Annotated in this window: 18 protein-coding genes; 5 read left to right on the plus strand and 13 right to left on the minus strand. The window is 71.9% G+C overall.

The window, feature by feature from the left end:
- Positions 1 to 41: 41 nt before the first annotated feature.
- On the minus strand, positions 42 to 1,037 hold the full coding sequence (locus RM788_RS15305; RefSeq protein WP_315932336.1) for an AraC family transcriptional regulator: 996 nt from the start codon (positions 1,035 to 1,037) through the stop codon (positions 42 to 44).
- Between the two features lie 232 nt (positions 1,038 to 1,269).
- Positions 1,270 to 1,872: a DM13 domain-containing protein gene (locus RM788_RS15310; protein ID WP_315932337.1), complete on the minus strand. Its 603-nt coding sequence runs from the start codon at positions 1,870 to 1,872 to the stop codon at positions 1,270 to 1,272.
- Positions 1,873 to 1,968: 96 nt separating this feature from the next.
- On the opposite strand from RM788_RS15310, the gene RM788_RS15315 reads away from it, so the two are divergent.
- The 4 genes from RM788_RS15315 (at position 1,969) to RM788_RS15330 (ending at position 5,673) form a co-directional block, all read left to right on the plus strand.
- Complete coding sequence (locus tag RM788_RS15315) at positions 1,969 to 2,394, plus strand: hypothetical protein (protein ID WP_315932338.1); 426 nt, start codon at positions 1,969 to 1,971, stop codon at positions 2,392 to 2,394.
- Between the two features lie 569 nt (positions 2,395 to 2,963).
- A complete protein-coding gene (locus tag RM788_RS15320) occupies positions 2,964 to 3,368 on the plus strand; it encodes a hypothetical protein (protein ID WP_315932339.1) in 405 nt (134 codons plus the stop codon).
- Positions 3,369 to 3,435: 67 nt separating this feature from the next.
- Entirely contained in the window at positions 3,436 to 4,560 is a 1,125-nt protein-coding gene (locus tag RM788_RS15325) for a GNAT family N-acetyltransferase (RefSeq protein WP_315932340.1), read from the plus strand.
- Between the two features lie 81 nt (positions 4,561 to 4,641).
- Positions 4,642 to 5,673, plus strand: a complete 1,032-nt coding sequence (locus RM788_RS15330; protein ID WP_315932341.1) for a LacI family DNA-binding transcriptional regulator — start codon at positions 4,642 to 4,644, stop codon at positions 5,671 to 5,673.
- A gap of 349 nt (positions 5,674 to 6,022) precedes the next feature.
- Here RM788_RS15330 and RM788_RS15335 read toward each other — a convergent pair whose 3' ends face one another.
- The 4 genes from RM788_RS15335 to RM788_RS15350 form a co-directional block, all read right to left on the minus strand.
- A complete protein-coding gene (locus RM788_RS15335; RefSeq protein ID WP_315932342.1) occupies positions 6,023 to 7,471 on the minus strand; it encodes a GH1 family beta-glucosidase in 1,449 nt (482 codons plus the stop codon).
- Positions 7,472 to 7,792: 321 nt separating this feature from the next.
- Positions 7,793 to 9,076: an extracellular solute-binding protein gene (locus tag RM788_RS15340; protein WP_315932343.1), complete on the minus strand. Its 1,284-nt coding sequence runs from the start codon at positions 9,074 to 9,076 to the stop codon at positions 7,793 to 7,795.
- A gap of 516 nt (positions 9,077 to 9,592) precedes the next feature.
- Positions 9,593 to 12,121 carry an ABC transporter permease gene (locus tag RM788_RS15345; RefSeq protein WP_315932344.1) on the minus strand — a complete coding sequence of 843 codons (2,529 nt, stop codon included), beginning with the start codon at positions 12,119 to 12,121 and terminating at the stop codon, positions 9,593 to 9,595.
- A complete protein-coding gene (locus RM788_RS15350) occupies positions 12,121 to 12,882 on the minus strand; it encodes an ABC transporter ATP-binding protein (RefSeq protein WP_315932345.1) in 762 nt (253 codons plus the stop codon). Before RM788_RS15350 ends, RM788_RS15345 begins: the two co-directional genes overlap by 1 nt.
- A 37-nt stretch (positions 12,883 to 12,919) precedes the next feature.
- On the opposite strand from RM788_RS15350, the gene RM788_RS15355 reads away from it, so the two are divergent.
- Complete coding sequence (locus tag RM788_RS15355; RefSeq protein ID WP_315932346.1) at positions 12,920 to 13,960, plus strand: AraC family transcriptional regulator; 1,041 nt, start codon at positions 12,920 to 12,922, stop codon at positions 13,958 to 13,960.
- Between the two features lie 311 nt (positions 13,961 to 14,271).
- On the opposite strand, the gene RM788_RS15360 is transcribed toward RM788_RS15355, so the two are convergent.
- The 7 genes from RM788_RS15360 to RM788_RS15390 form a co-directional block, all read right to left on the minus strand.
- Complete coding sequence (locus RM788_RS15360) at positions 14,272 to 17,283, minus strand: helix-turn-helix transcriptional regulator (RefSeq protein ID WP_315932347.1); 3,012 nt, start codon at positions 17,281 to 17,283, stop codon at positions 14,272 to 14,274.
- A gap of 11 nt (positions 17,284 to 17,294) precedes the next feature.
- Positions 17,295 to 17,489 carry a hypothetical protein gene (locus tag RM788_RS15365; RefSeq protein WP_315932348.1) on the minus strand — a complete coding sequence of 65 codons (195 nt, stop codon included), beginning with the start codon at positions 17,487 to 17,489 and terminating at the stop codon, positions 17,295 to 17,297.
- A 162-nt stretch (positions 17,490 to 17,651) separates the two neighbouring features.
- Complete coding sequence (locus tag RM788_RS15370; protein ID WP_315932349.1) at positions 17,652 to 20,030, minus strand: chitinase C-terminal domain-containing protein; 2,379 nt, start codon at positions 20,028 to 20,030, stop codon at positions 17,652 to 17,654.
- A 136-nt stretch (positions 20,031 to 20,166) separates the two neighbouring features.
- Entirely contained in the window at positions 20,167 to 23,043 is a 2,877-nt protein-coding gene (locus RM788_RS15375; RefSeq protein ID WP_315932350.1) for an AfsR/SARP family transcriptional regulator, read from the minus strand.
- 387 nt (positions 23,044 to 23,430) lie between these two features.
- Positions 23,431 to 24,288, minus strand: coding sequence for an alpha/beta fold hydrolase (locus RM788_RS15380; RefSeq protein WP_315932351.1), 858 nt, complete (start codon positions 24,286 to 24,288; stop codon positions 23,431 to 23,433).
- Positions 24,285 to 24,896 carry a TetR/AcrR family transcriptional regulator gene (locus RM788_RS15385; protein ID WP_315932352.1) on the minus strand — a complete coding sequence of 204 codons (612 nt, stop codon included), beginning with the start codon at positions 24,894 to 24,896 and terminating at the stop codon, positions 24,285 to 24,287. The genes RM788_RS15380 and RM788_RS15385 overlap by 4 nt, the downstream gene beginning before the upstream one ends.
- A 96-nt stretch (positions 24,897 to 24,992) precedes the next feature.
- On the minus strand, positions 24,993 to 25,625 hold the full coding sequence (locus RM788_RS15390; protein ID WP_315932353.1) for a DedA family protein: 633 nt from the start codon (positions 25,623 to 25,625) through the stop codon (positions 24,993 to 24,995).
- Positions 25,626 to 25,834 lie beyond the last annotated feature (209 nt).

Below are 25,834 nucleotides of genomic sequence, written 5' to 3' on the forward strand. Positions count from 1 at the left end.
AGAGGGCCCTCACGAGCGCGTGAGGGCCCTCTTCCGCGTCTTCACGGGTTCCCGGCCCGGTAGGCGCCCGGACTGCTCCCCGTCCACCGCTTGAACGCCCGGTGGAACGCGCTCGCCTCCGAGAACCCCAGCCGCAGCGCCAGCTCCTCGACGGACTCGCCGCCGCGCACGAGGCTGGCGACGGCCTGGTCGCGCAGGAGCTGTTCGCGGACCTCGCGGAACGACGTGCCCTCGGTGGCGAGCTTCCGCCGCAGCGTCGGCGCGCTCACCCCGAGCCTGGAGGCGACTTCCGGCAGCCCCCCGCTGATCCCGTTCCCCAGGATGCGGCGCACCAGACTGGCCGTGTTGGCCCCGTAGTCCCGGCGCGACAGGAGTTCCGCGGGCGACCCGCGCAGGTAGCGGCGGAGAGCGGGCTCGTCCTGCACCACGGGCATCCGGAGGAAGCGGGAGTCGAACCGGAACGAGGTCGTGGGGGCCTCGAAAGCGAGCGGACAGCCGAAGATCAGGTGGTACTCGCCGCCGTGCGGAGGCTCGGGGTAGGTGAAGTCGACCCGGCGCAAGGGGATCCGGCGGCCGACCAGCCAGCTGGAGAAGCGGTGCCACAGCACCAGCAGCGACTCGGTGAGGAAGTGGTCGGGGTCGTCGGCGCCGGACAGGTCGAGGTCGAGGCGGTGCACGTCACCGCCGTCGTCGACCAGGCGGGCGGTGGGCTGGGCGTCGAGCAGGTCGTAGAAGTCGAGGCCGCGGCGCAGCGCCGACCCCAGGTCCGGGCAGTGCACGGCGAGCAGGCACATGGTCTGGAACGTGCCGCGCTTGCTGGGTTTCGCCGCGAACCCCATGGCCTCATCGTCCAGTTCGTCCCACAGCGCCTGGATGAGCCGGGTGTACTGGTCGGCGGTGACGCGGGCGCGGTCGTCGGCGAGCAGGGCCGCGCTGACGCCCGCGGCGGCGAGGACACCGGACACGTCGTGCCCACCGCGAAGCGCGCCGCGCAGGGCGGCTCGGACGTAGTGGATGGCGATGGTCCTGGTGAGCATCACCACCAGTGTGGCACCGGGTGACCGCGGGCGGCGGCGCGGGGAGAGCCCGCCCCGCCGTCCCGCGGTGGCTCACCCCAGTGAGCCGACTCCTCGCCGATGGGGCTTTCGCCCACCCACCGCCAAGGGACGTGGTGTGTCGCACACCACTTTATGTGGTCTAGACCAGATATGTCAATACGGCGAAAAGGCTATGATTGGTCCAGACCGATGCGGATGTTTCCCCCGCATGTCAGGCGCGTTCCAGGGGAGCTACCGCGAAACCGGCGGAGAACCTCTCGCACCAGATGACCACGCTGCGCACGTCCTCCAGCGCGGCACTCGCCGGAACGGCGTAGACCTGGTTGCCCTGATTGGCCTTGAGCTCTCCGAGACTCGTGAACCCGCTGCCGAACGCCGACTCCGCGGCGTCCGACGGCTTGTCCGACAGGTACACCTTGAGATCCGGCCCGTCACTGGTGTCCAGTCCCTCGAACTGCACCGCGTGCCCGCCGTCGGCCAGCCGCACCAGCGTCGCCGACCCGGTCGTCGCGTGCTCCAACGACCGGAACACCCCCGACGCCAACGCGACCGGCCCCACCGGGACAGCCGGTGGCACCGATGGAGCCGGTGGAACCGACGGCACCGCCGCGACGACCGAGGACGGCGGCGGAACCACCACCGCACCGACCGACGTCGGCACCAGCAGCACCTCGTCCGCCGTCCGCGTCGTGACCAACCGCCACGGCTGGAACAACGCGAGCCCCACCCCGACCCCCACCACCAGGACCACCACGCCCACACCCACCAGCACCCGCCGGGCCATGCCCCACCGCCTTCCGCGTCGTCCGTCCATCCTCGACACAACGAACACCCCGAACACCGCCCCCAGCCCCGTTTCGGCATTACGAACTTCTGACGGCGGGCCCCCGACGCGGGTTAGGGTCGCCCCGTGGTTTCACGAACGAGCAAGGACACCGCGATCGGCCAGGCGGTCGTCGGCGCCCTCATGCTCGGCGGCGCCGCCGCCGGCTCTTTCCCCAGCCCCGTCCCCCTGCTGTTCGTGATCGCCGCCGTCGGCACCGCCAACGCCGCCTTCGACCTCATGCGCACCTTCGGCTCGGCACTGCTCGGCGGCGTGGCCGTCGCCGCCATCGGCCTGGCCGCCGTACCGTTCGCCACCTGCTCCACCGAACGCTTCACCGAGGTGTTCACCTGCACCGGCGACGCCCCGACCTGGCACATGACCGGCGCGGTACTCGTCGCGGGCCTCTCCGGCGCCAGCCTCGTACTGGCCAGGGTCGCGGGCACCAGCAGCATCGACCGCCGTCTCACCCGCATCCAGCACGACCTGGACGCACTGCGCGACCGCCGCTGACACATGGCAGTTCGCCCCCGACCACACGACGGCGAACAAACGAACACCACCACCGCCAGCAAGCCGTTCGACCACCCACCGAGCAGCACTCGACCGCCCGTGCGGCCGGCTTGACTTGGGTTTTTGGGCCTGCAATTTGTCGGCGGGCAGCCCTACCACCTGCCCTTTCAGCCCGACTAGGCCCAAAAAAGGGGCCCCAAGTCAAGCCGGCCGCACCCGGAGCACGGCGGATCCGACACCCCCACACCGAGCCCCGCAACACTCAGCGCCAACACACCCACCCTCATTTCACCCAACCGTGTGCACCCACACCCGACGTCCCACCCCCTCCGCCAATCCCTACCGCTCGCCCCCATCCCCGAACCCATTCCACAAGGTCAGCGCCCCACCACCGATTCCCCGGCGAAAGAGATCGATCGGTTCACCGACTACCGCACAACTCCACCCCCCGCACAATGGCGCGGCAGATCGCTGCCGACGCATTCTGGTAACGCCGAAGTAGCGGTACTGTCTCGCTCGATCCTCTTTCTCCCCACCTTGTTCTTGCGACACCTGTGAAGGAGACGGCTGTGCGGGTGCTCTGGGCCGCGTGCGGTTCCGCGGTCGCGGCGTCGGCGTTGGCAGGCGTGTTGTTGGGTGTTCTGCTCGACGGGTCGGGCGGCAAGACGAGCGAGGCCCCGAAGACCGGGGCGAACTGGGCGACGGTCATGCCGACCGGCAGCTCCAGCCCCGTCCCGTCGTCGAGCGGGTCGAGTTCCGCGGAGCCGCCCTCGACCACGACGACGACCACCGCCAAGACCACGACGACGACTCCTCCCGAGGCGCCACCGCCCGCGGCGGACCCGACGTCGACGACGGTGGAGCCGCCTCCCGCCACGTCGCAGCCGACCACGACGGTGACGACGACCAGCACCCCCAAGGGCTGGCCGTGCAGTCCCCTCAACCCCCTCCCACCGCCCACCTGCGGGCCGTGATGGGAAGTCCACGCGGCCGAAACAGCGCCGTCCCCCATCGGCAACAGGAGCCGGCGACCCTGTGGGCATGGAGCCCACCGGGAAGACCACACCGCTGACCTGGCGACTGCGCGTCCAGCTGGACGACAGTCCCGGCGCGCTCGCCAGGGTGACGATCAGACTCGCCGAGCGGGACTGCAACGTGCTGGCGCTGGCCGTGATCCCGGTGCCCGGCGGCGTGGTCGACGAGATCGTCGTGCAGGTCGCGCCGGGGCTGCTGCCCGCGGACCTGGTCGAGGCGATCCGGGCCGAGGGCGGCCGGTGCGTCGGCATCACCAACGCCGACGTGCGCGACCTGGTCGACGCGCCGACGGCGGCCCTGCGCGCGGCGGGCAACGCGGTGCGCAACCCCGGCAACGCGGTGCGCAACCCCGGCAGCGCGTGCGACGCCCTGCGCGCCGTGCTGGCCGCGGACTCCGTCGTGGTGCTGCCCGCGGGCGCCGACGGCGACCTGGACGAGGGCAAGCCCGGTCACCACGCGCGGCTGTCGACCCGCGAGGGCACGGTGGTCGTGGCCCGGCGCGGCTGGTCGCCGTTCACGCAGGTCGAACTGGCCAGGGCGACCGCGCTGATCGAACTGCTCGGCGAGTCCGGCACGCCGGTGCCGCAGCCGACGGCGCTGCTCAGCTCGGACGGCATGGCGCTGGTGCTGCGGCCGGGCGGCGCGGACGACGAGGACGCCGTGGCGGGCCTGCACACCAGGTGCTCGGCGGGCACCCTGTTCACCCGCTACCACTCCGGGATGCGGACGCTGCCGCGCCGCTGGCTGCACCGCCTGCTCAGCCCGCCGCGCGGCAGCACCGTCGTGGCGCAGTGCGCGGACCGGGTCGTGGCGCTGGGGCAGCTCATCCGGACGTCCACTCCGGACAGCGCGGAGATCTCCCTGCTCGTCGAGGACGCCTGGCAGCACCGGGGTGTCGGCACGGCGCTGCTGGGCGCGTTGGCGGACTCCGCGCGCGCGGCGGGCTACCGCGAGCTGGTCGCGTGGTGCCTGCCGTCGGAGACGGGGCTGGTGCGCACGGCCGCCCGCGCGGGTCTGGATACCGCGTCGCGCATGGAGGACGGACTGCTCAGGGTGTCGATCACGCCGACGCCCGCGCCGCTGCGCACGCCGAGCGCCGCGCCGCGCGCCCGAATCGGTGGAACCCGGTGACCTGACCTTGTGGGAGCGCTCCCCACGATGGGCCGCCCGGCTAAGCTGAGCCGGTTCGCCGACCGCCGAGGAGTGGTGCCCGTGTCCGTCCAACCGCAGCGCGCGGCGCGCCCGACGCTGGAGGACGTCGCCGAGCGGGCGGGCGTCTCGAGGGCGACGGCCTCCCGTGTGCTCAACTCGTCGCCGCGGGTCAGTCCCGAGGCGCACGACGCGGTGACGGCGGCGGTGACGGAACTCGGTTACACGCCGAACCACGCGGCGCGCTCGCTCGTCACGAGGCGCACCGACGCCGTCGCGGTCGTGTTCTCCGAGCCGGAACCCAAGATCTTCGACGACCCGCACTTCGGCCAGCTGATCCGCGCCGCCGCGCGGGCTCTGTCCTCCGCGGACGTCCAGATGGTGCTGATGCTCGTCCACTCCCCCGACGACCAGGCGCGCGCCGAGCGGTTCCTCGCGGGCGGCCACGTCGACGGCGCGCTGCTGTTCGCGCCGCACAAGGGCGACCAGCTCCCGGCCATCGCCCGCAAGCTGCCCCTCCCGGTCGTCTACGCGGGCCGCCCGTGGGGTCCGCTGCGCGGTCTGCACCTGGTCGACAACGACAACACCGGCGGCAGCGTGCTGGCGACGGAGCACCTGATGTCGTTGGGGCGCAAGAAGATCGTCAGCGTGACCGGCACCGTCGACGAGTACTCGTCCATAGACCGCGTCGAGGGCTGGCGCACGGCCGTCGGCGCCGACGAGGCGATGACGGAGCTGATGACGGAGAGCGGCAACTTCAACCGCGACGACGGCAAGCTCGCCATGGCCGCCCTGCTCAAGCGCGTGCCGGACCTGGACGCGGTGTTCGTGGCCAGCGACCTGATGGCGGCGGGCGCGCTCGACGCGCTGCGCGAGGCGGGCAGGAGGGTGCCGGAGGACGTGGCCGTGGTCGGGTTCGACGACCACCCGCTGATCGCCCCGCACACCGAGCCGCCGCTGACGACGATCCGGCAGGACGCGAACGAGCAGGTGGCCCACATGGTGGCCCACCTGCTGCGGCTGCTGCGGGACGAGCCGGTGCGGGCTCGGCGCGAGGTGCTGCCGACGATTCTGGTGCGCCGTCAGTCGACGTGATGGCCACGATCGACTTGATGCCTCGTTCGGGGCGGGTTTTGTCACCCGATGTGTTTTTTCGGGATAACGGACCGCTCTTTACGGGGATTTTGCGAATAAAGTGGCTACCAACCGTGTTTGTCAGAGGTCTTGAGTAGCGTTAAAGGTGGGGGCCCGCCCGACCGGGGGACCCTTGGTCACTTATGCCGTTCCGCAACGCTGAACCGGTTCAGTTCGGGTGCGGAGTTCGGCTCCATCGCGTTCGGGCCGGGTTTCGGCGAATGGCCGACCGGCGGTCCCGATCCGCCTTCCCCGATCCCAGGACGAGGGACCCGCACCCCGAAAGCGGGACGCGGGTCCCTCGCTACCGCTACACCACCTCGTACCCGGTGGCCGGGATCGAGTTGCGGCCGATGACCCGCGCCAGCGTCGCCCCGCTGCGCTTCACCGTCCGCACCTGGGTGTCGTAGTCCACCCGCACCAGCCCGAACCGCTGGCTGTACCCCTCGGCCCACTCGAAGTTGTCCAGCAGCGACCAGGCCAGGTACCCGCGGATGTCGACCCCGGCCGAGATCGCCCGGTGCACCGCCCGGAGGTGGTCGAGCAGGAACGCGATCCTCTGCGGGTCGTCGACCCGCCCCAGTTCGTCCGCCTCGTCGTGGAACGCCGAGCCGTTCTCGGTGACCACGATCGGCAGGTCGCCGACCGCGCGGCCGAGGCGGGTCAGCAGTTCGGCGAACGCGTCCGCGTTCTGCTCCCAGCCGAAGCTGGTCAGCTCGCCGCGCGGGTCCAGCAGCTCCACACCGCGCAGACCGGGGAACGGGCCGTCGGTCACGTGGGCGGGATCGGCGGCGGGGGCGACGCGGGTGGGGCTGTAGTAGTTCACGCCGAGCCAGTCGATCGGCGTGGCGATGACGTCGAGGTCGCCGTCGCGGACGACGCGCTGCCAGTCGCCGACCCAGGCGATGTCCTCGACGACGTCGGCCGGGTAGCCGCGGCCGAGCACCGGGTCCAGGAAGATCCGGTTGTGCAGGCCGTCGACCTTGCGGACGGCGTCCGCGGAGGCGCTGTCATCGTTGTCGGCCCACGCGGTGGTGAAGTTCAGGACGAGGGAGAACCGGTGGTCCTCGGGGGCCTGCGCGCGCATGGCGCCGACGGCGAGGCCGTGGCCCAGGAGCAGGTGGTGCATGGCTTCCAGGGAGGCCTGCGAGTCCGTCAGGCCCGGCGCGTGGATGCCGTTGTGGTGGCCGAGGAACGCGGAGCACCACGGCTCGTTGAGCGTGCTCCACAGCTTGACGCGGTCGCCGAGGCGGCCGTGGACGAGTTCGGCGTACTCGGCGAACCGGTGGGCGGTGTCGCGGTTGCGCCACCCGCCTTCGTCCTCGAGCGCCTGCGGGAGGTCCCAGTGGTAGAGGGTGGCCACGGGCTGGACGTCCTTGGCCAGCAGCTCGTCGACGAGCCTGTCGTAGAACGCGAGGCCCCGCGGCTCGACGGCGCCCGCGCCCCGCGGGAGGATCCGCGACCAGGCGATGGAGAAGCGGTAGGCGGCGAGGCCTAGGGAGGTCATCAGCCCGACGTCCTCGGCGTACCGGTTGTAGTGGTCGCACGCGGGGTCGCCGTTGTCGCCCGCGAGCACCTTGCCCGGCGTCGCGGCGAAGGTGTCCCAAATGGACGGTCCGCGACCGTCGGCGGTGGTGGAGCCCTCGATCTGGAAGGCGGCGGTGGCCGCGCCCCAGAGGAAGTCCGGCGGGAACACGAGCGCGTCGGTCGCGGGCGCGGTGGCCCGCCCGACTCGGCTGTCGGGATCGGTGGTGGTCATCAGGTCATCCCTTCACGGCACCCCGCGCGGTCCCGTCGACGATCCGACGGGGACGGCGGGTGAGGATCGCGACGACCGGCCGCACCGCGAGTGGTGCGCCGGCGAGCATGAGCGGTAATCGGTGCGGCGGCCGCACGCCGAGGTGGAGCCGGCGGCGGGGTCGGGCGCGATCGGCAGGCCGGTGACGGGCGGGTGGGCCAGCGCGGTCCCGGCCTTGCGGCGCCCGGTGTTCCGGTCCGACCGGTGCGGGAGGTCCCACGACCGGGCGGACATCGGGCGGAGCGGGGTCGGGCCCCTGCTCCGCCAACGGGTTCCCGCGCGTCACTTGGCGGCGTCCTGGGCTTCCTCCAGCGCCTGGGCGAACGCGTCGGACGTGCTCTGCTTGCCCTGCTCGACCCTGGACAGGGCGTTGCTGAAGATGGGCGTGACCTTGGAGTCCTTGGTGCCGCGGTAGGTCGGTTGCAGGCTTTCGGCCGAGGCGCCGAAGATCTTGCCGACCGGCGCCCCGTTGAAGTAGCCGTTCACCGTCGCGGTGACCTCGGGGTCCTTGTAGGCCACCGGTTCGCTCGGCAGGTTGCCGGTCTCCTTGAAGATCCGCTTCTGCTGCTCGGGCGCGGTCAGCCACTTCGCCAGCTCGTAGGACTCCTTGGGGTGCGCGCCCTGCTTGGGGACGGCCAGGAACGAGCCGCCCCAGTTGCCGCCGCCGCCCGGAGCGGCGGCGACGTCCCACTTGCCCGCCGCCTCGTCACCGGCGCCCGCCTTGATGAGCGCGAGCGCCCAGGCGGGACAGGTGGTCGTGGCGAAGGAGGCCTGCTTCAACCCGGCGTTCCACTCCTGGCTGAACGGCGGCAGGGCGCTGGTCTGCTTCTTCTCGCCGAGGACCGCGGCGAGCGCGAACCCGTCGGCCACCTTCTGGTTCGTGCCGCCGATGTAGGAGTCGTCCGCCTTGGCGAAGTAGCCCTCACCGGTCTGGTCGAGGATCGCCTTGTACACGTTGAGCGCGGTGTCGACGAACTTCACGTCCGGCGTCTTCTCGGTGAAGGCCTCCGCGGTCGCGACGTAGTCCTGCCAGGTCGGCCACAGCTTGCCGACCTCGACGCGGTCGACGGGAAGACCGGCGGCCTCGAACAGGTCGCGGCGGTAGCAGAGGGCGAGGCCGCCCATGTCCGTGCCGAGCCCCAGCACGAAGTTCCCGCCGTCGGTGGTCCCCTGGTTCCACTTCCACGGCGTCCACTGGTTCTCCAGGTCCTTGGCGCCGTAGTCCGCGAGGTTCACGAACTTGTCCTTGGACTGGCGGAACTGCGCGACGTTGCCCTCTTCGATCGCGACGATGTCCGCCGCGCCGCGGCCGCCCGCGAGCTGGGTGGCGAGCTGCGCGTGGTGCTGCTCCATCTTGACCTTGCGCTGCTCGATCTCGATGTCCGGGTGCGCGGACCGGTACTCCTCGATCAGGCTGTCGTAGCCGAAGTCGGAGAAGATGCCGATGGACAGCTTGGTCTTGCCGCCCGCCGCCCCGCTCGCACCTCCCCCGCACGCCGCGACGCTCGTGGCGGCCACGGCGAACGCGATCGCCACCGCCGCACGACCGACCAGGGTGTTGCTCATCCGTCCTCCTTGCGCGCCCGTCGCGCTTTCCGACGCAGTGAGAGCGCTCTCACAGTCGACGGGGCAGTCTCCGAAGTCAAGCCGGAGCCTCGCTGTCGACACGTTTCCGTAACCTTCCGACCGCGGTCGTCCGCCACCCCCGAAGGACGTGGCACTGCTCAAGATCACAGCAGCACGACGTGGCGACGGCAGCACCAATACGGGTGAAACCCAGGTGAACTGTGCGCCGAACGGCCCAACAGGGCAAGAGGCGGGGTTGGCCCGGCCCTCGCCCGCGCCAACCCCGCACCTCCTTAGACACAAAACCCAGCCGGACATGACGCGCACCCCAAAGTTTCCCCTCGCGAGTCGAACCCCCAGACACCACGTGTCGAACGCCCAGACACCCCGAGTCGAACCTCCAGGCCCCCGGCCGGGGGGCACGACGTGTCCGAGTGAGGGACTCGCGATGCGTGAAGGTTCGACTCGGGGTGTCCGAGGGTTCGACACGTGGTGTCTGGAGGTTCGACTCGCGGGTTAGGACTCGGCCATGCCGGAGACGATCGAGGTGCGGCCTGCGCGGCGGGCGGGCATGGCGGCGGCGATCATGGCGGCGATGACCGCGGCGAGGAGCATGATCGCGATCTGGCCGTAGGGGACCGCGAAGGCGATGGGGAAGCTGTCGGAGGACATGCCCTTGACGAGCAGGCCGCCGAAGCCGATGCCGAGGACCAGGCCGATGGCGGCGCCCATCACGGCCATCAGGACGGACTCGATGACCAGCATCAGGCGCAACTGGCCCTTGGTGAGGCCGAGCGCCCTGAGCAGCGCGGACTCCCTGGTGCGCTCCAGCACCGAGAGGGTGAGGGTGTTGGCGATGCCGAACAGGGCGATGATGACGGCCAGGCCGATGAGGGCCCAGATGAACGCCAGCACCTGGTCGACCTGGGTGTTGAGCTGCGCCTTCGTCTCGGCGGCGCTGTCGATGAGGGCGATCGGCGACGCGTCGGTGACCTTCTCCACGGCCGCGCGGCCCGCCTCGGTGGTGACGCCGTCCTTGAGCTTCACCATGATGCTGTCGAAGCCCTCGTCGTCAGGCTGGAACGCCCGGAGCGTGTCCAGCGTGACCAGCCCGGAGCCGTCCAGGCCGTCGACGATCGCCACGACCACCAGGTCCCGCTTGGTGGCGTCGGCCCCGAGGGGCAGGATGCCGCCGACGGTCAGCCCCGCGCGCTCGGCGAACTTGGCGTTGAGGGCCACTTCGCCGCTCTTCAGCCCGACGATGCTCCCCGAGGTGGCCTTCGGCTTCACGAGGTCGCCGATCATCTCCGGGGTGGTCGCCATCAGGTAGGCGCCGCCGTCGGCGTCGGTCGGGGAAGGCACGCCGAACGCCGCCACCGGGGCGATCTTGGCGACTTCGGGGACCGCGGCCAGCTGCGTGGCCAGGTCCTGGGGCAACGTCCTGCTGCCGACCGACGAGCGGACCGTGTAGTCGGCCGGGAAGCGGTTGTCGACCTCGGCGTTCGCGGTCTCCTTCGCGCTGGTGGCGACGACGGTGACCAGGCTGACGATGGTGACGCCGATCATCAGCGCGGCGGTCGTGGCGGCGGTGCGCTTGGGGTTGCGGCCCGCGTTGCCGGACGCGAGCTTGGCCGGGACCCCGAACAGCGCCCCCGGCAGCACGCCGAGCACGCGGTTGACCGGGCCGACCAGCACGGGACCGAGCGTGACGACCATGGCGAGCAGCAGCATCGTGCCGGTGCCGGTGATCAGCAGGGCCTGCTCCTGGTCCTGGTTCATGCCGAACGCCACCACGCCCGCCCCGGCCAGGCCGAGGAGCAGGGCGAACGCGATCCGCACCTTGCCGGTCCTGGCCACTTCCTCGTGGCTGTCGAGCTGGGCGCGCAGTGCCGCGACCGGGGCGACCCTCGTCGCCTTGCGGGCGGGCAGGAACGCCGAGACGACGGTGATCAGCACGCCCACGGCGAACGCGGCGAGGACCGTCGTGGGGGAAAGGGGCAGGCGGACGACCGTGTTGTCGTCGGACACCGCGCCGATCACGACCTGCATGAGCGCGGACACGCCCAGCCCGCCGAACAGGCCGATGACGGAGGCGAACAGGCCCATCACGGCGGCCTCGGCCATCACGCTGCCGAACACCTGCCCCCGGCTCGCGCCGACGCACCTCATGAGGGCCAGCTCCCTGGTGCGCTGGGCGACCAGGATGGTGAACGTGTTGTAGATGACCATGGCCGCGACCACGAGCGCGATCAGCGCGAACACGAGCAGCAGCTGCGTCATCTCGGTGGACCGGCTGCTGATCTGCTTGAGGGTCTCCTCGGTGACCTGGGCCCCCGTCTGCACCCGGTAGGCCTGCTCGCCGACGACCTTCTTGAGGTCCGTCGCGAGCTGGTCCTGCGACACGCCCGGCGCGGCCTTCACGACCATCTCGTAGGCGCGGACCTGGTCGGTGAGCGGGGGCATCGCCTCCGGCAGCACGACGAGGTGCTCGCTGCCCCCGAGCGACAGCGAGTTGGCGCCCTGGGCGAACGTGCCCACGATGGTGAAGGCGTGCTTGCCGTCCTGCTTGTCCAGCACGGTGATCTGCTGGCCGATCGCCACCTTCGCCGTGGCCAGCGCGCGGACGTCGACCGCGGTCTCGGTGGCCGAGGTGGGGAACCGGCCGTCCTTCAGGTCGTACTCGCGCAGCTCGGGCGTGGACGCGAGCGGGCCGACGGTGGCGGGCTTCGCCTTGCCGGAGGACATCAGCAGCGGGGCCGACAGCAGGCTGCGCAGGTCGGCGCCCTGCACCCCCGACGTGGCCCGGACCTTGTCGAGCGTGGCCCGCGGGATGCCGGCCTCGCCCTCGGGACCCTCGCCGGTCAGCGACAGGGACACGTCGACACCGCGGCTGGTCTTGGCGAACTCGTCCTCCATGCCCGCGGTGATGCCGTCGCTGAGCACGAGCGTGCCGGTGACGAAGGCGACGCCGAGCATGATCGCGATCGAGGACAGCAGCAGCCGCGCGGTGCGGGCCTTCACGCCCGCGATGATCGTGCGCAGCATCACGCCCCCAGGTGCTTGAGCGCGGACAGCACCGAGTCGGCGGTCGGGTTCTGGATCTCACCGGCGAGGTGGCCGTCGGCCAGCAGCACGACGCGGTCGGCGTAGGACGCGGCGACCGGGTCGTGCGTCACCATGATCACGGTCTGGCCGAGCTTGCGCACGGACATCCGCAGGAAGTCGAGGACCTCGGCGCCGGAGCGCGAGTCCAGGTTGCCGGTCGGCTCGTCGGCGAACACCACGTCCGGGCGGGCGACCAGGGCGCGGGCGCAGGCCACGCGCTGCTGCTGGCCGCCGGACAGCTCGGACGGCTTGTGCTTCAACCGGTCGCGCAGGCCCAGCGTGTCGACGATGGTGTCGAACCACTGCTTGTCCGCCTTGCGGCCCGCGAGTTCCAGGCCCAGCAGGATGTTCTGCTCCGCGGACAGCGTGGGCAGCAGGTTGAACGCCTGGAAGACGAACCCGACCCGGTCGCGGCGGAGCTTCGTGAGGTCCTTGTCGTTGAGCCCGGTGATCTCGGTCCCTCCGATGTGGACGGACCCGCCGTCGGAGTTGTCCAGGCCCGCGAGGCAGTGCATCAGCGTGGACTTGCCCGAACCCGACGGCCCCATGATCGCGGTGAACCTGCCCGCCTGGAACTCGACGCTGACACCGCCGAGCGCCCGCACCGCGGTGTCGCCCTTGCCGTAGACCTTCACCAGGCCGCTGGCGGCGACGGCGGCTTGCGTACCCACCCGGCTCGTCTCGGACGCCACTGCAGACATGCTCTGCCCCATTTCCACTCATCCGTCTCGCTGACAGGTGGAAATCTACGAACGGGCGGTGTGCGCGGGCATCACTCTCGACGACCACTCCGGACTCACCCCTGAGGATGACCCCGGCTCCACCCGTGGTCGCATGCCCGACCGGGGCGGGCAGGAACTGTCGGGTGGGCGGAGGCGCCGCGCTCGTAGTTTCGACCACGAGGAAGGGAGGCCGGGAGTGCTGGACCGGCTCAACGAGGCCATGGACCGCGTCGAACAGCGGCTCGACCAGCCGATCGAGGTGGCCGAACTGGCCCGGATCGCGTGGACGTCGGAGTACCACCTGCGGCGGCTGTTCTCCGCGCTGGCGGGCGTGCCGCTGTCGGAGTACATCCGGCGCAGGCGGCTCACCGTCGCGGGCGCCGAGGTGGTGGCGGGCGAGGAGACGTTGCTCGACATCGCCGTGCGGTACGGGTACGGCTCGGGCGAGGCGTTCGCCAGGGCGTTCCGGGCGATGCACGGGGTCGGGCCGGGTGAGGCGCGGCGGACGGGTGCGGTTCTGCGGTCCCAGCCCAGGATGTCCTTCCGATTGGTCGTCGAGGGGAGCAGCAGCATGCGGTACCGGATCGTGGAGAAGGGGGCGTTCAGGGTGGTCGGACGGAGGGAGCGGGTGCCGTTGGTGCACTCGGGGATGAATCCGGCGATCGTGGAGTTCGTGAAGGGGCTTTCGGCGGAGGAGAGGGAGCGGATCGCCGGATTGTCGGATCAGGAGCCGGCGGGGGTGCTCAACGTGTCGGTGAACGTAGACGAGGGGTTCGAGGAGGGGACGGAGTTGGACTTCTACTACGCCGTCGCGTCGGGGGCGGAGGGGGTGGAGGGGTTGGACTCGTTGGAGGTGAGCGCGGGAATGTGGGCGGTGTTCGAGAGTTCGGGGGAGTTTCCGAAGGTGTTGCAGGAGGTGTGGCGGGATGTGTACACGCAGTGGTTCCCGTCCAACCCGTACCGCAGCGTGCCGGGGCCGTCGTTGTTGAGTGCGCGGGTGGCTGAGGGTGGGGGTACGGCGGATGCCGCGCTGTGGGTGAAGGTGGAGAAGGTGTAGGTGGGTGGGGGCTGGGGGTGGGGGCTGGGGAGCCCGGCCCCCGTGTGCGCGATTGTCTCAATGCCGCACCCCTGTTTGTCAAGGCGGGAAAGATGCCTTGACAAACAGGGGTGCGGCAGGAGGGCGCTGTGTATCGGGGGCAGGGGGAGGTCTGGCTCCGCCATGATCGGGCTGGGTTCGAAGGGCATCAGGCTCCGCCTGACTTGGGGCACCTCGCTGCGCGTTGGCAAGGCACCTCGCTGCGCGTTGGCAGAGCGGCGGGCGCTCCGCGCCGGATGCGAGGGGGCGGCTGCGCCGATGGGGTTGTTGGTCTAGGTGGGCTGTTCCAGCAGGCCGCGGTCGTAGGCGAGGGCGACTGCTTCGGCGCGGCGGCCTGCGCCCAGTTTGGCCATGATGCGGGTGAGGTGGACGCTGACCGTCTTCTCGCTGATGTACAGCTCTTCGCCGACCTCGCGGTTGGTGCGGCCGAGGGCGACCAGCCCCAGTACTGAGCGTTCCCGTGGTGTGAACGGGTCCAGGTGGGTGCGGGGTTCGGTTTCGTCGGTGCGGAGGGTGACGCGGGCTCGGCGGGCGGTTTGGGTGACGGCGTCCAGGAGGGGTTTGGCGCCGAGGGTGCGGGCGAAGTCGGCGGTGGAGCGGAGGTGGTCGACGGCCTCGTCGCGGCGGTCGGCGTCGAGGAGTGCTTCGGCCAGGCGCCAGCGGCAGTAGTGCTGTTCGAAGACGGCGCCGAAGTCGAATTCGGTTATGGCCTTCGTCCACAGGTCGGGGTCGCCGGGGCCGGTGAGTCGGCTTTCCTCGGCTTCGGCGCGGGCCAGCCAGGCTCGGCCCTCGGGGCCGAGGACGCCGGTGCGGGGTAGGCCGTTCTCGGCGGTGGCGCGGGCGTAGTCCGCCAGGGCGTGGCCCTCGGTGACGGCATGGTTCTCCCCCGCCTTGTCCCGGCGTCTGCGGGAGTGGGCGGCGAGGTCGGCGTGGCCCGCGATGCCGAGTGCGCCCAGCCGGATGCCCGCGAGCAGCCACTCGCCCTCCTGGCCCTCGGCGGCGAGTCTGCGGGTCCACTCGACGGTGTCGGCGACCCGTTCGACGGACTGGTCCGGCTTGCCGCGCCACCGGGAGAGTTCGGCGCCGGTGCCGCCGGTGATCAGGGCGATCTGGAGGTCGCGGTGCCAGTCCTTGCGCAGGGCGGTGATCATGCGTTCGGCCTGGTCGAAGTCGCCGCGGCTGACGGCGACGTGCGTGCCCGCGGCGGCGAGGCGGGCGACGACCGTGCTGGACACGGCGAGGCCGGGTGGTTCGGCGATGGCGGCGCTCTCGTCCCAGCGGCCGAGGTGGTAGAGCGCGAGGGCGCGCACCACCCGCACCTCCAGGCCGAAACCGCTCCACGTCATGCCCTTGGTCTTGGCGCGGTCCGCCGCCTCGTCGAACACCAGCAGGGCGTCGGTCAACTCGCCGCGGTCGTAGTGGTGCAGGCCGAGGAAGTAGCGGGCGCGCAACTCCGTGTTGACGGCGTCCGCCTCGACGGCGCAGGCGATCGCCTCGACGAAGTGCCCGCGGGCCGACTCGGTGCGGTTCTCCCTGTCGTCGAGCAGTCCCAACGTGGCCAGGGCGTCCGCCACGGCGCCCGCGCACCCGGACTCGCGGCCGTCGCGGACGGCCATCTCGGCGCGTTCGCGGGCGAGCGGGAAGTTCCGGGCGTACCGCAGGCAGGACGCGGACACGGCCAGCACCCAGGCTCGGGACGGGCTGGCGGGGCGGTCGCGGACGAGTTCCCAGGCGCGTTGGACGGCCTCGTGCATCTCCCGGTCATGCCCGTCGAGGCCCTGCGAGGCCTGGGCGACCCGGCGCCACGTCTCCGCGGCCGCCTCCGGGTCGGCCGGGTCGACCGCGCGGGTCGACGAGCGGGCGAAGGCGAGCGCGCGTTCGGGCTGGCCACCGGTGCCCGCCGACCAGGACGCGCGGCTGAGCAGCACAAGTTCGGTCACGCCCGGTGGCCGCTGGTCCTCGGCGACCGCCTCCCACAGCTTCAGCGCCTGCTCGAAGTGCCGCAGCGCCTCGGCGGGCGCGCCGGTGCGGTGCGCCTCCTGCCCGGCGTCCACGGACGCGGCCAGCGCTCGGGGCAGGTCGTGACTCTCCATGGCGTGGTAGGCCAGGCCTGCGGCGGTGCCGCGGTCGGTGCGGCCGGTGAGGTAGCGGGCGTAGGCGGCGTGCAGCCGGACGCGTTCGCCGGGCAGCAGGTCGCCGTAGACGGCCTCCCGCAGCAGGGCGTGCCGGAACACGTAGATCTCGTCGCCTTCGCCGATCAGCAGGACGTGGTGCTGCACGGCCTCGCGCAACGCCACGTCGAGCGCCACGTCGTCCAGGCCCGCGACGGTGCGCAGCCGGTCGTGGCTGACCCGGCGGCCGCCGACCGACGCCACCCGCACCACGTGCTGGGTGCCGGGCGCGAGGCGTTCGATGCGGGTCAGCAGCACGTCCGCCAGCGCGGACGGGACGCCGCCGCGGGGGAGGCAGGTGGCGGCGGCGAGCAGTTCCTCGGCGAAGAACGGGTTGCCCTCCGACCGGGCGGCGACCTCGCGGACGACGTCCTCGGGCAGCTCGTCGGCCAGCGCGTTCACGAACGCGCGCGAGTCCTCGGCGCCGAACGGGCCCAATGCGACGCGCTCGACGGCGGGGAGCCGGAGCAGTTCGGTCAGCAGCGGGCGCAGCGGGTGGGCGCGGTGCAGGTCGTCGGAGCGGTAGGTGCCGACGATCAGCAGGCGCTGGGAACGCAGCCGGGACAGCAGGAACGACAGCAGGTAGCGGGTCGAGGCGTCGGCCCAGTGCAGGTCCTCCAGGACCAGCAGCACGGTGCGCCGCTCGGCCAGGTCGCCGAGCAGCCCGTGCACCGCGTCGAACAGCTGGAGCTGGCCGACGTCCTGCTCCGAACGCCTGCCCGTCGGGAACAGCGGCGGCTGGTTGGAGCTCTCCCGACCGTCGTCGCCACCGGTCGGGAGCGCCAGTTCCGGCAGCAGCCGCGCCAGCGCGGGCCTGCCGGTGATGTCGAGCAGCCCCTGGTCCCCCACCCGGCCGAGCACCTCGGCGAAGGGCAGGTAGGGGATGCCGATCTCGCCCACGTCCAGGCAGCGGCCGGTCAGCACCAGCGCGTCGGGGTCCGCGGCGGCCAGTTCCTCGACCACTCTGGTCTTGCCCACACCCGCGTCACCGGCGAGCAGCACGGCCATGGCCGCGCCGCCGGACGCCTGCGCGAGCGCGGCCCGCAGCCGGGCCATCTCCCGACCGCGGGCCACCAGGGGGATGCCGGATCCGAGACGTGCCACGGGTGGCATGTTCGCACACCTCAGGCGGCGTTGCCCTGGACTTTCCGCCCCTCGGGAGGGGTGGGCCCGGCCCGGCGCGCCAGCCTGGCCCACCAGGACTCGTGCTCGGGCGCGGCACGCCGCACGGCGCGGACGTGCTCGGCGTCGGCCAGCATGGCGTGCTGCCGGTAGTCGATCTCCGCCTTGATCGCTTCGGGGGTCCATTCGAGGCTCATCGGAACTCCTTGTGTCGTCTTCCTCGGTGACACTGAGAGTCGTCGTAAGGCCCCGCGCCCGGCATCGGAGGTTCACGCGCCCCTCCCCGCGGAACCCTTACCCCCGAACGGCGAAGTGGCACGCCCGGATGCCCGGACGTGCCACCCCCTTACTCCGACGGGTCAGCAGGCGCCGCTGTCGCGCCAGACGCCCCAGTCACCGGTGGTGCCGGGCTCCTCGCCCGTCGTCCACCACTGGGCCGTCCACTTGCGCCCCTTCCAGGACACGGCGTTCGTGCCGACGTAGACCTTCGCCCGGTCCCACGCCGCCACCGAGCAGGCGGGCGGGTTGGTCGTGGTGGTCGTCGTCGTGGTGGTCGTCGTCGTGGTGGTCGGCGGGGTCGTCGTGGTGGTCGTGGTCGATGTCGTGGTGCTGGTCGGCGGGGTGCCACCACCACCACGCGGGTGGTCCGAGGCGATCGCGTACGTCTTGCCGCCGAAGGTGAACCGGAAGTTCGACGGGGACGAGATGGGCAGCTGGTAGTTGACGGTGATGTCGACGCTCGCGCCCGGTGCGAGCGACTGCCACGTCGGCATGGTCACCGACACGTGCTGGAAGTCGCCGCGCAGACCGCCGACGTTGGACCCGGTGTGCCCCTTGCTCACGACCTGGAGGCCGAAGCCGGACTGGTCGGACATGCTGCCCGGCGCGCTGGTGCCGTAGTCGAACTCGATCTTGGCGCCGCCGGGGATGGTGAGGGCGGAGTTGTTGGTGACCTTCAGCTTCGGCGTGATCGGGTAGTTGCTGTCGCCGAGCGCGAACCCGCCGACGACGGCCGACACGTCGAGCACGTCGGCCGGGGTCGCGGTCGACGCCTTGAGGTTGCCGTACGGCGCGGCGCCGCGCAGCCCGTCGTTGATCTTGGTGAGCAGCGTGTCGCCGGTGGTGTACTGCTTCTTCACCGAGTCGTACCCGTAATCGCCCGCGAGTTCCCAGATCATCACGCCGCCGATGCCCTTGTCCGCGATGTACTTCGCCTTCGCGGCCACCGAGGTCTCGTCCTCAGTGGACAGGAACACCTTCTTGGTGTCGTTCCACAGCCACGGGGAGACCAGCGTGGCGTCGTAGTTGCGGGTGTAGGTGCCGGTGATCCGGTCGGTCGGGTCGGTGGCGGGGGTGAGGCCGTAGGCCGCCAGGTAGTCCGGCGTGATGCCGTTCTGCAGGTTCATGGCGTGCCACATGGGGTTCACGCCCGACGGCACCTCTGCGTTGCCCGCGGTGCTGTCGTGCCACAGGTTGTCGATGCCGATCGCGCCGTTGCCGCACGGGGTGGTCGAGCCGACGCCGCCGCCGGTGCCCGCCGGGCACTTCGTCTGGTCCGGCAACGCCGCCGTGCCGCCGAGTCCGTTGACGCCGCCGGTGACGCCCTGCCAGCCGCGGGTGTAGAACGGCAGGCCCATGTTGATCCGCCCGGCCTGCATGGCGCCGCGGAAGTAGTGGTAGGCCCAATCGGTGTTCAGGTAGCCGACGCCCTCGTACTGCGGCGCGGTGTACACGCCGCCCGCGGCCAGCTCGCCGTCCTTGCCGTTGTCGTAGAGCGCGGCGTTCGGGCCGACGAAGTGGTTCCACGAGCCGTGCAGGTCGTAGCTCATGACGTTGAGGTAGTCCAGGTACTTGGTGACTTGGAAGGCCTCCATGCCTCGCAGCAGCCAGCCCGACGCGGGCACGGCGGCGGTCAGCAGGTAGTGCTTGCCGTCGGCCGCGCTCGCCCGGTCCAGCTTCTCGCGCAGCGTCTTCATGATCTTCTCGTACCCGGCCCACAGCGTGCCGCGGTTGGCGTTGGCCAGGCCGAAGTCGTCCGGGTTGCCCGCGTTGTTGTTCGACGTCGGGTACTCGTAGTCGATGTCCGCGCCGTTGAACCCGTAGGTGCGCAGGAACGTCACCACGGAGTCGGCGAACGTGTCGATCGCGGCCTGGTTCTGGCCCAGCTTGTAGAAGCCGCCGTTGGCGTCGCGGGTGCCGTCGGCCTTGAGGTAGCCGCCGGTCTCGGCCCAGCCGCCGATGGAGATCAGCGTCTTGACCTTCGGGTTCTGCTTCTTGAACTTGGTCAGCTGGTTGAAGTGCCCCTTGTAGGGCAGCGACGGGTCCATCTCGGCGCCGGCCACGCCGGGCCACTCCATGCCGGTGGAGGCGTTGGCCGCGCCCGCGTCGCCGACGGAGATCTTGTTCTGGTTGTCGATGTGCGCGAACGCGTAGTTGAGGTGCGTGACCTTGTCCCACGCGATGTCCTTGGGCAGGTACGCGGGCGAACCGTCCTTGCCGGTGCGCCAACTGCTGAAGTACCCGATGACGCGGCGGGAGTGGTTGGCGTCCAACGTCTCCCGGCCCGAGGTGTCGTAGACCGAGCAGTAGGGGACGTCGACGCCGGGCGTCTTGTAGAGGCCGTCGGGACGGCAGTCCTCGTTGCCCGCCGCGAGTGACGCGGTCGGGTTGGCCACGGCGATCAGCAGTCCGGCCAGCGTGGCGAGCGACGCCAGCGCGGGGATCAGTTTTCTGGGCAAGGCAGAACCTCCTGCACCTGGCGGCGGCCGTTGGCAGGTGTGTCCGAGAGCAGGGATGTGTCACGGCTCACCCGTGACGCGTTGCCCAGAAGGTAAGGAGATCGGGCGGCCTGTGTCAATAGGTTTAGACCAATCGTCATACCGCGGTGTGCGACGTGGTCCTCGTCCGCGCCAGCCGCGCCCTGACCTGATCGGCCTCCGGGGCGTCCAGATCGGTGAACAGCGCGAGCGCCCGCTGCCAGTGCGACACCGCGCCCGCCGCGCCCTGGCGGTCGAACACGGTGGCGAGCTGGTCGTGCGCGAGGGCCTGGTGGTACGGGCTGGCGGCGTCGGTCGCGAGCGACAGCGCGGACCTCGCGCTCGCCGCCGCCTCCTCGAACCGGTCCTGCGCCAGCAGCGCGGCCGACAGGTCCGAGTGGCAGATCGACTCGCCGCACTGCTCGCCGACCTCGCGGTACATGCCCAGCGCCGCGCGCAGCCAGGTGGGCGCCTCGGTGCCGCGCCCGGTGACCAGCAGGAGCAGCCCGAGGTTGTGGTGGGCGTTGGCCTCGGTCCAGCGCGACCCCGCGGCCCTGCTGACCTCGATCGCCTCCCGGTAGTGCGCCTCCGACTCGTCCATCCGCCTGAAGTCCTGCAACGTGTCCGCGACCGTCGTCAACGCGCGCGCCTGCTGGTCCAGGTCGCCCGCGGCCCGTGCCACGTCGAGCGCCTCCTGGTGCCGTTCCAGCGCCTCGTCCTGGCGGCGCAGCCGGAGCAGCGCCGTGCCGAGGTTGAACAGCATCACGAACTTCGCCTTCGACTCGCCGAGTTCCGCGGCCGCCCGCAGGCCGGACTCGGTGACCCGCAGCCAGGTCTCGTGGTCGGTGCGCAGCCAGAAGAACCGGGACAGCGTGTACGCGAGCTGCCAGGCGTGCACGAGCCACTCGCGGTCGAAGACCGGCGCCGAGCTGTCCGCGGCCAGGTCCGCCACGGCCAGCAGGTTCGCCTCCTCGGTCTCCAGCCAGGTGAGCGCCTCGGTCGCCCCGGTCAGGCTGGGCACCTCGGTCGGCAGGTGCCGCAGTTCGATCCGCACGCTGCCGCGGCCGATCGGCAGCAGGCCGTCGGCGAGGTCGGCGCAGTGCAGGTAGTAGTCGAGCATCCGGCCGACCGCCTCGCGCCGCTCCTCGGGCAGCAGCTCCCCCGCCAGCGTCCTGGTGTAGACCCGGACCAGGTCGTGCGCGCCGTAGCGGCCGGGTTCGCCCACCGACAGCAGGTTCGCCGCGGCCAGCGCGTCCAGCGCCCGCTGCGCCTGGCCCGCGTCGACCCGTGCGAGGGCCGCGGCCACGTACTTGGTCGCGTGCGGACCGGGGTGCAGGCCCAGCAGCGCGAGCAGCCGGGCGGCCAGCGGGGGCAGGGCGCGGCGGGAGGCGTCCAGCGCGACCCGCACCGGGCCCTCGCCGTCCTCCAGGCCCAGCGCGGCGAGCCTGCCGTGCTCGTCGTCCAGCTCCGCCACGAAGTCCGCCACGCGCAGCGTCGGCGACACCGCGAGCCGGGCGGCGGCGATGCGCAGCGCGAGCGGCAGCCCGTCGCACAGCTCCGCGAGCCTGCGCAGGGCGTCCACCTCCGTGCTCGGCCCCCGGCCCGCGACGCGGCCCAGCACCTCGACGGCGGCGTCGACGGTGAGCATGTCCAGCTCCACCAGCCGCGCCTCGGCGTGCGCGACCAGCCCGACCAGGCGCCTGCGGCTGGTGACCACGACGCACGAGGAGGACCCCGGCAGCAGCGGCAGCAGTTCGCCCGAGCCCAGCACGTTGTCGAGCATCACGAGCATCCGGCGGTCCGCGACCAGCGTCCGGAACAGCGCCGAGCGCTCCTCCACCGTCACCGGGGCGTCGCCGGGCTGCACGCCGAGCGTGCGCAGGAACCGGTTGAGCACCTCGCCCGCGTCCAGCGGGTCCTGGTTCGGGTCGTAGCCGTGCAGGTCGACGTAGAGCTGCCCGTCGGGGAAGTCGTCGCGCACCCGGTGGGCCCAGTGCAGCGCGAGCGCGGTCTTGCCGACCCCGGCCGGTCCGCTGACCACGAGCAGCAGCCCGCCGTCCGGGTCGGCGGCCAGCAGCTCGTCCATGCGGCGCAGCTCGACGTCCCGGCCGATCAGCGCGACGGGCGCGCGCGGCAGCTGCGCGGGCACGGTCGGCCGGGGCGGGGCGGGCGGCGGGGCGGCGGCGGCCGGGGCGGGCACGTCCTGCCTGATCGGCTCCGGGTCCTCCCCCGCCAGCACGGCCATCTGCACGCGGCGCAGCTCCGGGCCGGGCTCGACGCCGAGTTCGTCGATCAGCACCCGCCGCGCCTCGCGGTAGACGGCGAGCGCCTCGGCTTGGCGGTCGGCCTGGCACAGCGCGCGCATCAGCAGCCCGTGGGCGCGTTCGCGCAGCGGCTGGTCGCCGACCAGCGTCGTGAGCTGGCCGACCAGGTCCGCGCCCTGGCCCAGCGAGAGCCGCAGCTCCGCGCGTTCCTCCAGGACGGCGAACCGGCGTTCCACCAGCCTGCCCCGCTCGACCTCGGCGAACAGCCCGGCGACCCCGCCCAGCGGTTCCGCCCGCCACAGCGCGAGCCCGTCCTCCAGCACGCGGGCGGCCCCGGCGAGGTCACCCGCGGCGCGCAGCCGGGCGGCGGTCGTCACACCGGTCTCGAACACGTCCAGGTCCAGCGCGTCCCGCTCGACCCGCAGCAGGTAGCCGTCGCCGACCGACGTCAGCAGCTCCGCGGGCGCCCGCCGGGCGCGCCGGGGCTCCAGCGCGCGCCGCAGACCGGCCACGTAGGTCTGCACGAGGTTCACCGCGCTGGTGGGAACGGCGTCGCCCCAGACCGCGGTGATGATGTGGTCGCGGGTCACCGGGATGTTGCGGTTGAGCAGCAGCACGGCGAGGACGGCGCGCTGCTTGGCCGCACCGAGGTCGACCTCGTGACCGGTGCGGAGAACTCGAAGCAGGCCGAGTACCTCGAACCGGAGGGACTCGGGGATGTCCTGCGCCACCGACGTGTCCTTTGCCGAAGTGCTGTGCCCCACGCCTTGAGACTAGAGATCACTTCAGTCCGGCTCCAGTCGCGCTGTAGCCGGATTCTTACGCTTAGCGTGTCCGGCCAACCACACAGGGCGAAACCCGGTGGGGGAGGTTGGACCAGACGGTGGAACCGAACCTCCGCCGTCTCCCTGATCGACGTGGGTCGTCCGGCGTGCAAGGGGCATCCAGCCCGCGGCGGCGGAACGCCGGCCGACCCACGTCCCCATCAGAAGAAGAGGGCCACCCGGTAGGGGGTGGCCCTCTTCGCCCTTTCCGGGGCTTTCAGCGCTTTCGGCGCGATGGCCGCGGGTTCCGGTCCACCGGGCCGCCCTCCCCGCCGACGAGCCCGGCGGGATCGGTCATGCGGTCGAAGTCCCGCCTCCGCGGTGGGGCGTCGTGGCGATCGCGTCGATGTCGTCGATGATCGCGGGCCACAGCGCGGGCGGCAGGTCGTGCCCCATGCCGGGGTAGGTGGTGAACCGCGCTTCCGGGATGGCGTCGGCGGTGGCCTTCCCGGCTCGTGGCGGTTGCACGGGGTCGGCCTCCCCGCTGAGGACGAGGGTCGGCGCGGTGATCGTGGCCAGTTCCGCCCGCCGGTCGCCGGAGGCACGGGCCGCGGCGGCCTGACGGCGGGCGGCGGCGAGGTCGGTCCGGTGCGCGTGGCCTTCGCTGCCGACCCGGCGCATCCAGTCCTCGTCCCGCGGGTGACCGGTCGAGCCGATGAGCCGGTGCACCTCGACGAGCCGCTCGCCGGCGGCCCGCGGCCCGGACGGTTTCCGCCAGGTGAGCGCGGCGATCCGGAGCATGGTGCCGATTCCGGTGCGCCGCAGGGACGCGTCCGGCGCCGAGCACATCGAGGTCAGGCTCAGCACGCGGTCGGGGTGGCGCGCGGCCATGACCTGGCCGATCATCCCGCCGAGGGACACGCCGACGACGTGCGCGGCGGGCCAGTCCACCGCGTCCAGCACGGCCAGCCCGTCGGTGGCCATGTCCGCGAGGGTGTACGGCTTGGTGGCGCGGGAGGAACGACCGGCGTCCCTGTTGTCGCACCGGGCGACGTGGAAGCCCCGGTCGACCAGTGCCGCGCAGAACTCGTCCGCCCAGCCCTGCATCGGCGCCCCCGCGCCGTGGATCAGCAGCAACGGGCGGCCGGGTGCGGAGCCGAACGCCTCGTACGCGATCTCCACGTCACCGTTGCGGGTCAACCGGATGCTCATGATTCCTTCCTCGACGGCTCTGGGAACACGGCGGAGACAACGCTTTCCGCGATGGCCCGCACGTCGGTGGCCGGGTCGACCGCCCGGCGCAGGGCGAGGCCGCCGCCCAACAGGCCCATCGCGACGACCACCTGCGGCAACGGCATGGCGGGCCGGATGCCGAGGCGTGCGCAGTCGCGCTCCAGCATCTCCACGATCCGCCGCTCGCGCAGTCGCTGGGCGGCGACCACGGTGGCGGACAGCCCCGGCTCACCGGCCACCCAGGCCACGAACTCGTAGGACGCCACGCTCCACCGGGGCTCGTCCTCGTTGAACGCGGGCCCCACGGGGATCAGCGCCGCGATCAACTCGTCGCGGTCGGACGCGCCGCCCAGGCAGTTGTCGAGGTGCAGCAGGTGAGCCTCGACCTGGGTGTCGGTGATCGCGAGCCACAGGCCCTCCTTGCCGCCGAAGTGCTTGTACAGCGCACCTCGCGTGTAGCCGGCCTCGGCCACGACCTCCTCCACCGTCGCGGCCAGGAAACCGCGCCGCGTGAACACCGACCGCCCGGCTTCCAGCAACCGCTCGTGCGTGCGCTGCTGCTGCTGCACGCGTGTCAACCTGGACACCGACCACCCATTCAGTAACGGAATGTTTCCAGAAACACGACGCTACCAAGACGCGTGCGAACTGGGAACATCACGTACCGAAGTGCTGTGCGGGAATCACGCCACTTCCTCCAGTTCGCGGGTCTCCTTCCTGCGGCGGCGCAACGCGTAGGCGGCGCCGGCGACGGCCACGGCGCCGAACAGCACCCAGCTCACGCCGCCCAGCACCGACTCGACGTACTTCGCCGACGCCCCCGCGGCCGAGCCGACGCCGATGTGCAGGGCCGACCAGCACACCGCCCCGGCGACCGACGCGGGCAGGAACCGGCGGTAGGGCAGGTTCGACGCTCCCGCCGAGGCCGGGACGAGGGTCCGCACGACGGGCAGGAACCGGGCGGTGAACACCGCGATCCCGCCGCGCCTGCGGAGCAGGTCGCCCGCGCGGTCCCAGTGGGCCCGCCCGAGCCCGCGGACGATCCGGGAGTCACGCAGCCGATCGCCGTAGCGGCGTCCGATCAGGTACCCGATGCTGTCGCCCGCCACCGCGCACACCGACACCACCAGCCACATGACCAGGAACCGCGGCACCGTCGTGACGGTCGTCGAGGCGATCAGCAGCGAGGCCTCGCCGGGGGCCAGGAACCCCACCCCCAGCGTGCACTCGGCCAGGGTCATCGCCCCGGTCACCGCCACCACCGCCGGTTGCGGCAGACCGGCCAGCCCGGCCAGCGCGTCCGTCACGAATCCCATGCCGTCTCCCCAGGAGTAGAGCGCCCGCACCCAGCCCGAGCAGGACCGCGGCCCAGTGCTCCGCGGCCGTGAGCCGATCGCTGTAGAACAGGTCTGCCACGAGCAGCGCGCCGAGGACCGCCGCGACCACCCGTGAGCGGCGCAGCAGCGCCAGCGCGGCGGCGGCGCACGCGAGCGCGGCCGAAGCGCCGTAGTCGAGCCGGTCCAGC

Source organism: Umezawaea sp. Da 62-37 (assembly GCF_032460545.1).
Taxonomy (GTDB): Bacteria; Actinomycetota; Actinomycetes; order Mycobacteriales; family Pseudonocardiaceae; genus Umezawaea.

Bases quoted from the DNA above. Each gene is read 5' to 3' on its own strand.
- RM788_RS15305 (WP_315932336.1), bottom strand. From the start codon at position 1,037: ATGCTCACCAGGACCATCGCCATCCACTACGTCCGAGCCGCCCTGCGC.
- RM788_RS15310 (WP_315932337.1), bottom strand. From the start codon at position 1,872: ATGGACGGACGACGCGGAAGGCGGTGGGGCATGGCCCGGCGGGTGCTG.
- RM788_RS15325 (WP_315932340.1), top strand. From the start codon at position 3,436: ATGGAGCCCACCGGGAAGACCACACCGCTGACCTGGCGACTGCGCGTC.
- RM788_RS15335 (WP_315932342.1), bottom strand. From the start codon at position 7,471: ATGACCACCACCGATCCCGACAGCCGAGTCGGGCGGGCCACCGCGCCC.
- RM788_RS15340 (WP_315932343.1), bottom strand. From the start codon at position 9,076: ATGAGCAACACCCTGGTCGGTCGTGCGGCGGTGGCGATCGCGTTCGCC.
- RM788_RS15345 (WP_315932344.1), bottom strand. From the start codon at position 12,121: ATGCTGCGCACGATCATCGCGGGCGTGAAGGCCCGCACCGCGCGGCTG.
- RM788_RS15350 (WP_315932345.1), bottom strand. From the start codon at position 12,882: ATGTCTGCAGTGGCGTCCGAGACGAGCCGGGTGGGTACGCAAGCCGCC.
- RM788_RS15360 (WP_315932347.1), bottom strand. From the start codon at position 17,283: ATGCCACCCGTGGCACGTCTCGGATCCGGCATCCCCCTGGTGGCCCGC.
- RM788_RS15365 (WP_315932348.1), bottom strand. From the start codon at position 17,489: ATGAGCCTCGAATGGACCCCCGAAGCGATCAAGGCGGAGATCGACTAC.
- RM788_RS15380 (WP_315932351.1), bottom strand. From the start codon at position 24,288: ATGAGCATCCGGTTGACCCGCAACGGTGACGTGGAGATCGCGTACGAG.
- RM788_RS15390 (WP_315932353.1), bottom strand. From the start codon at position 25,625: ATGGGATTCGTGACGGACGCGCTGGCCGGGCTGGCCGGTCTGCCGCAA.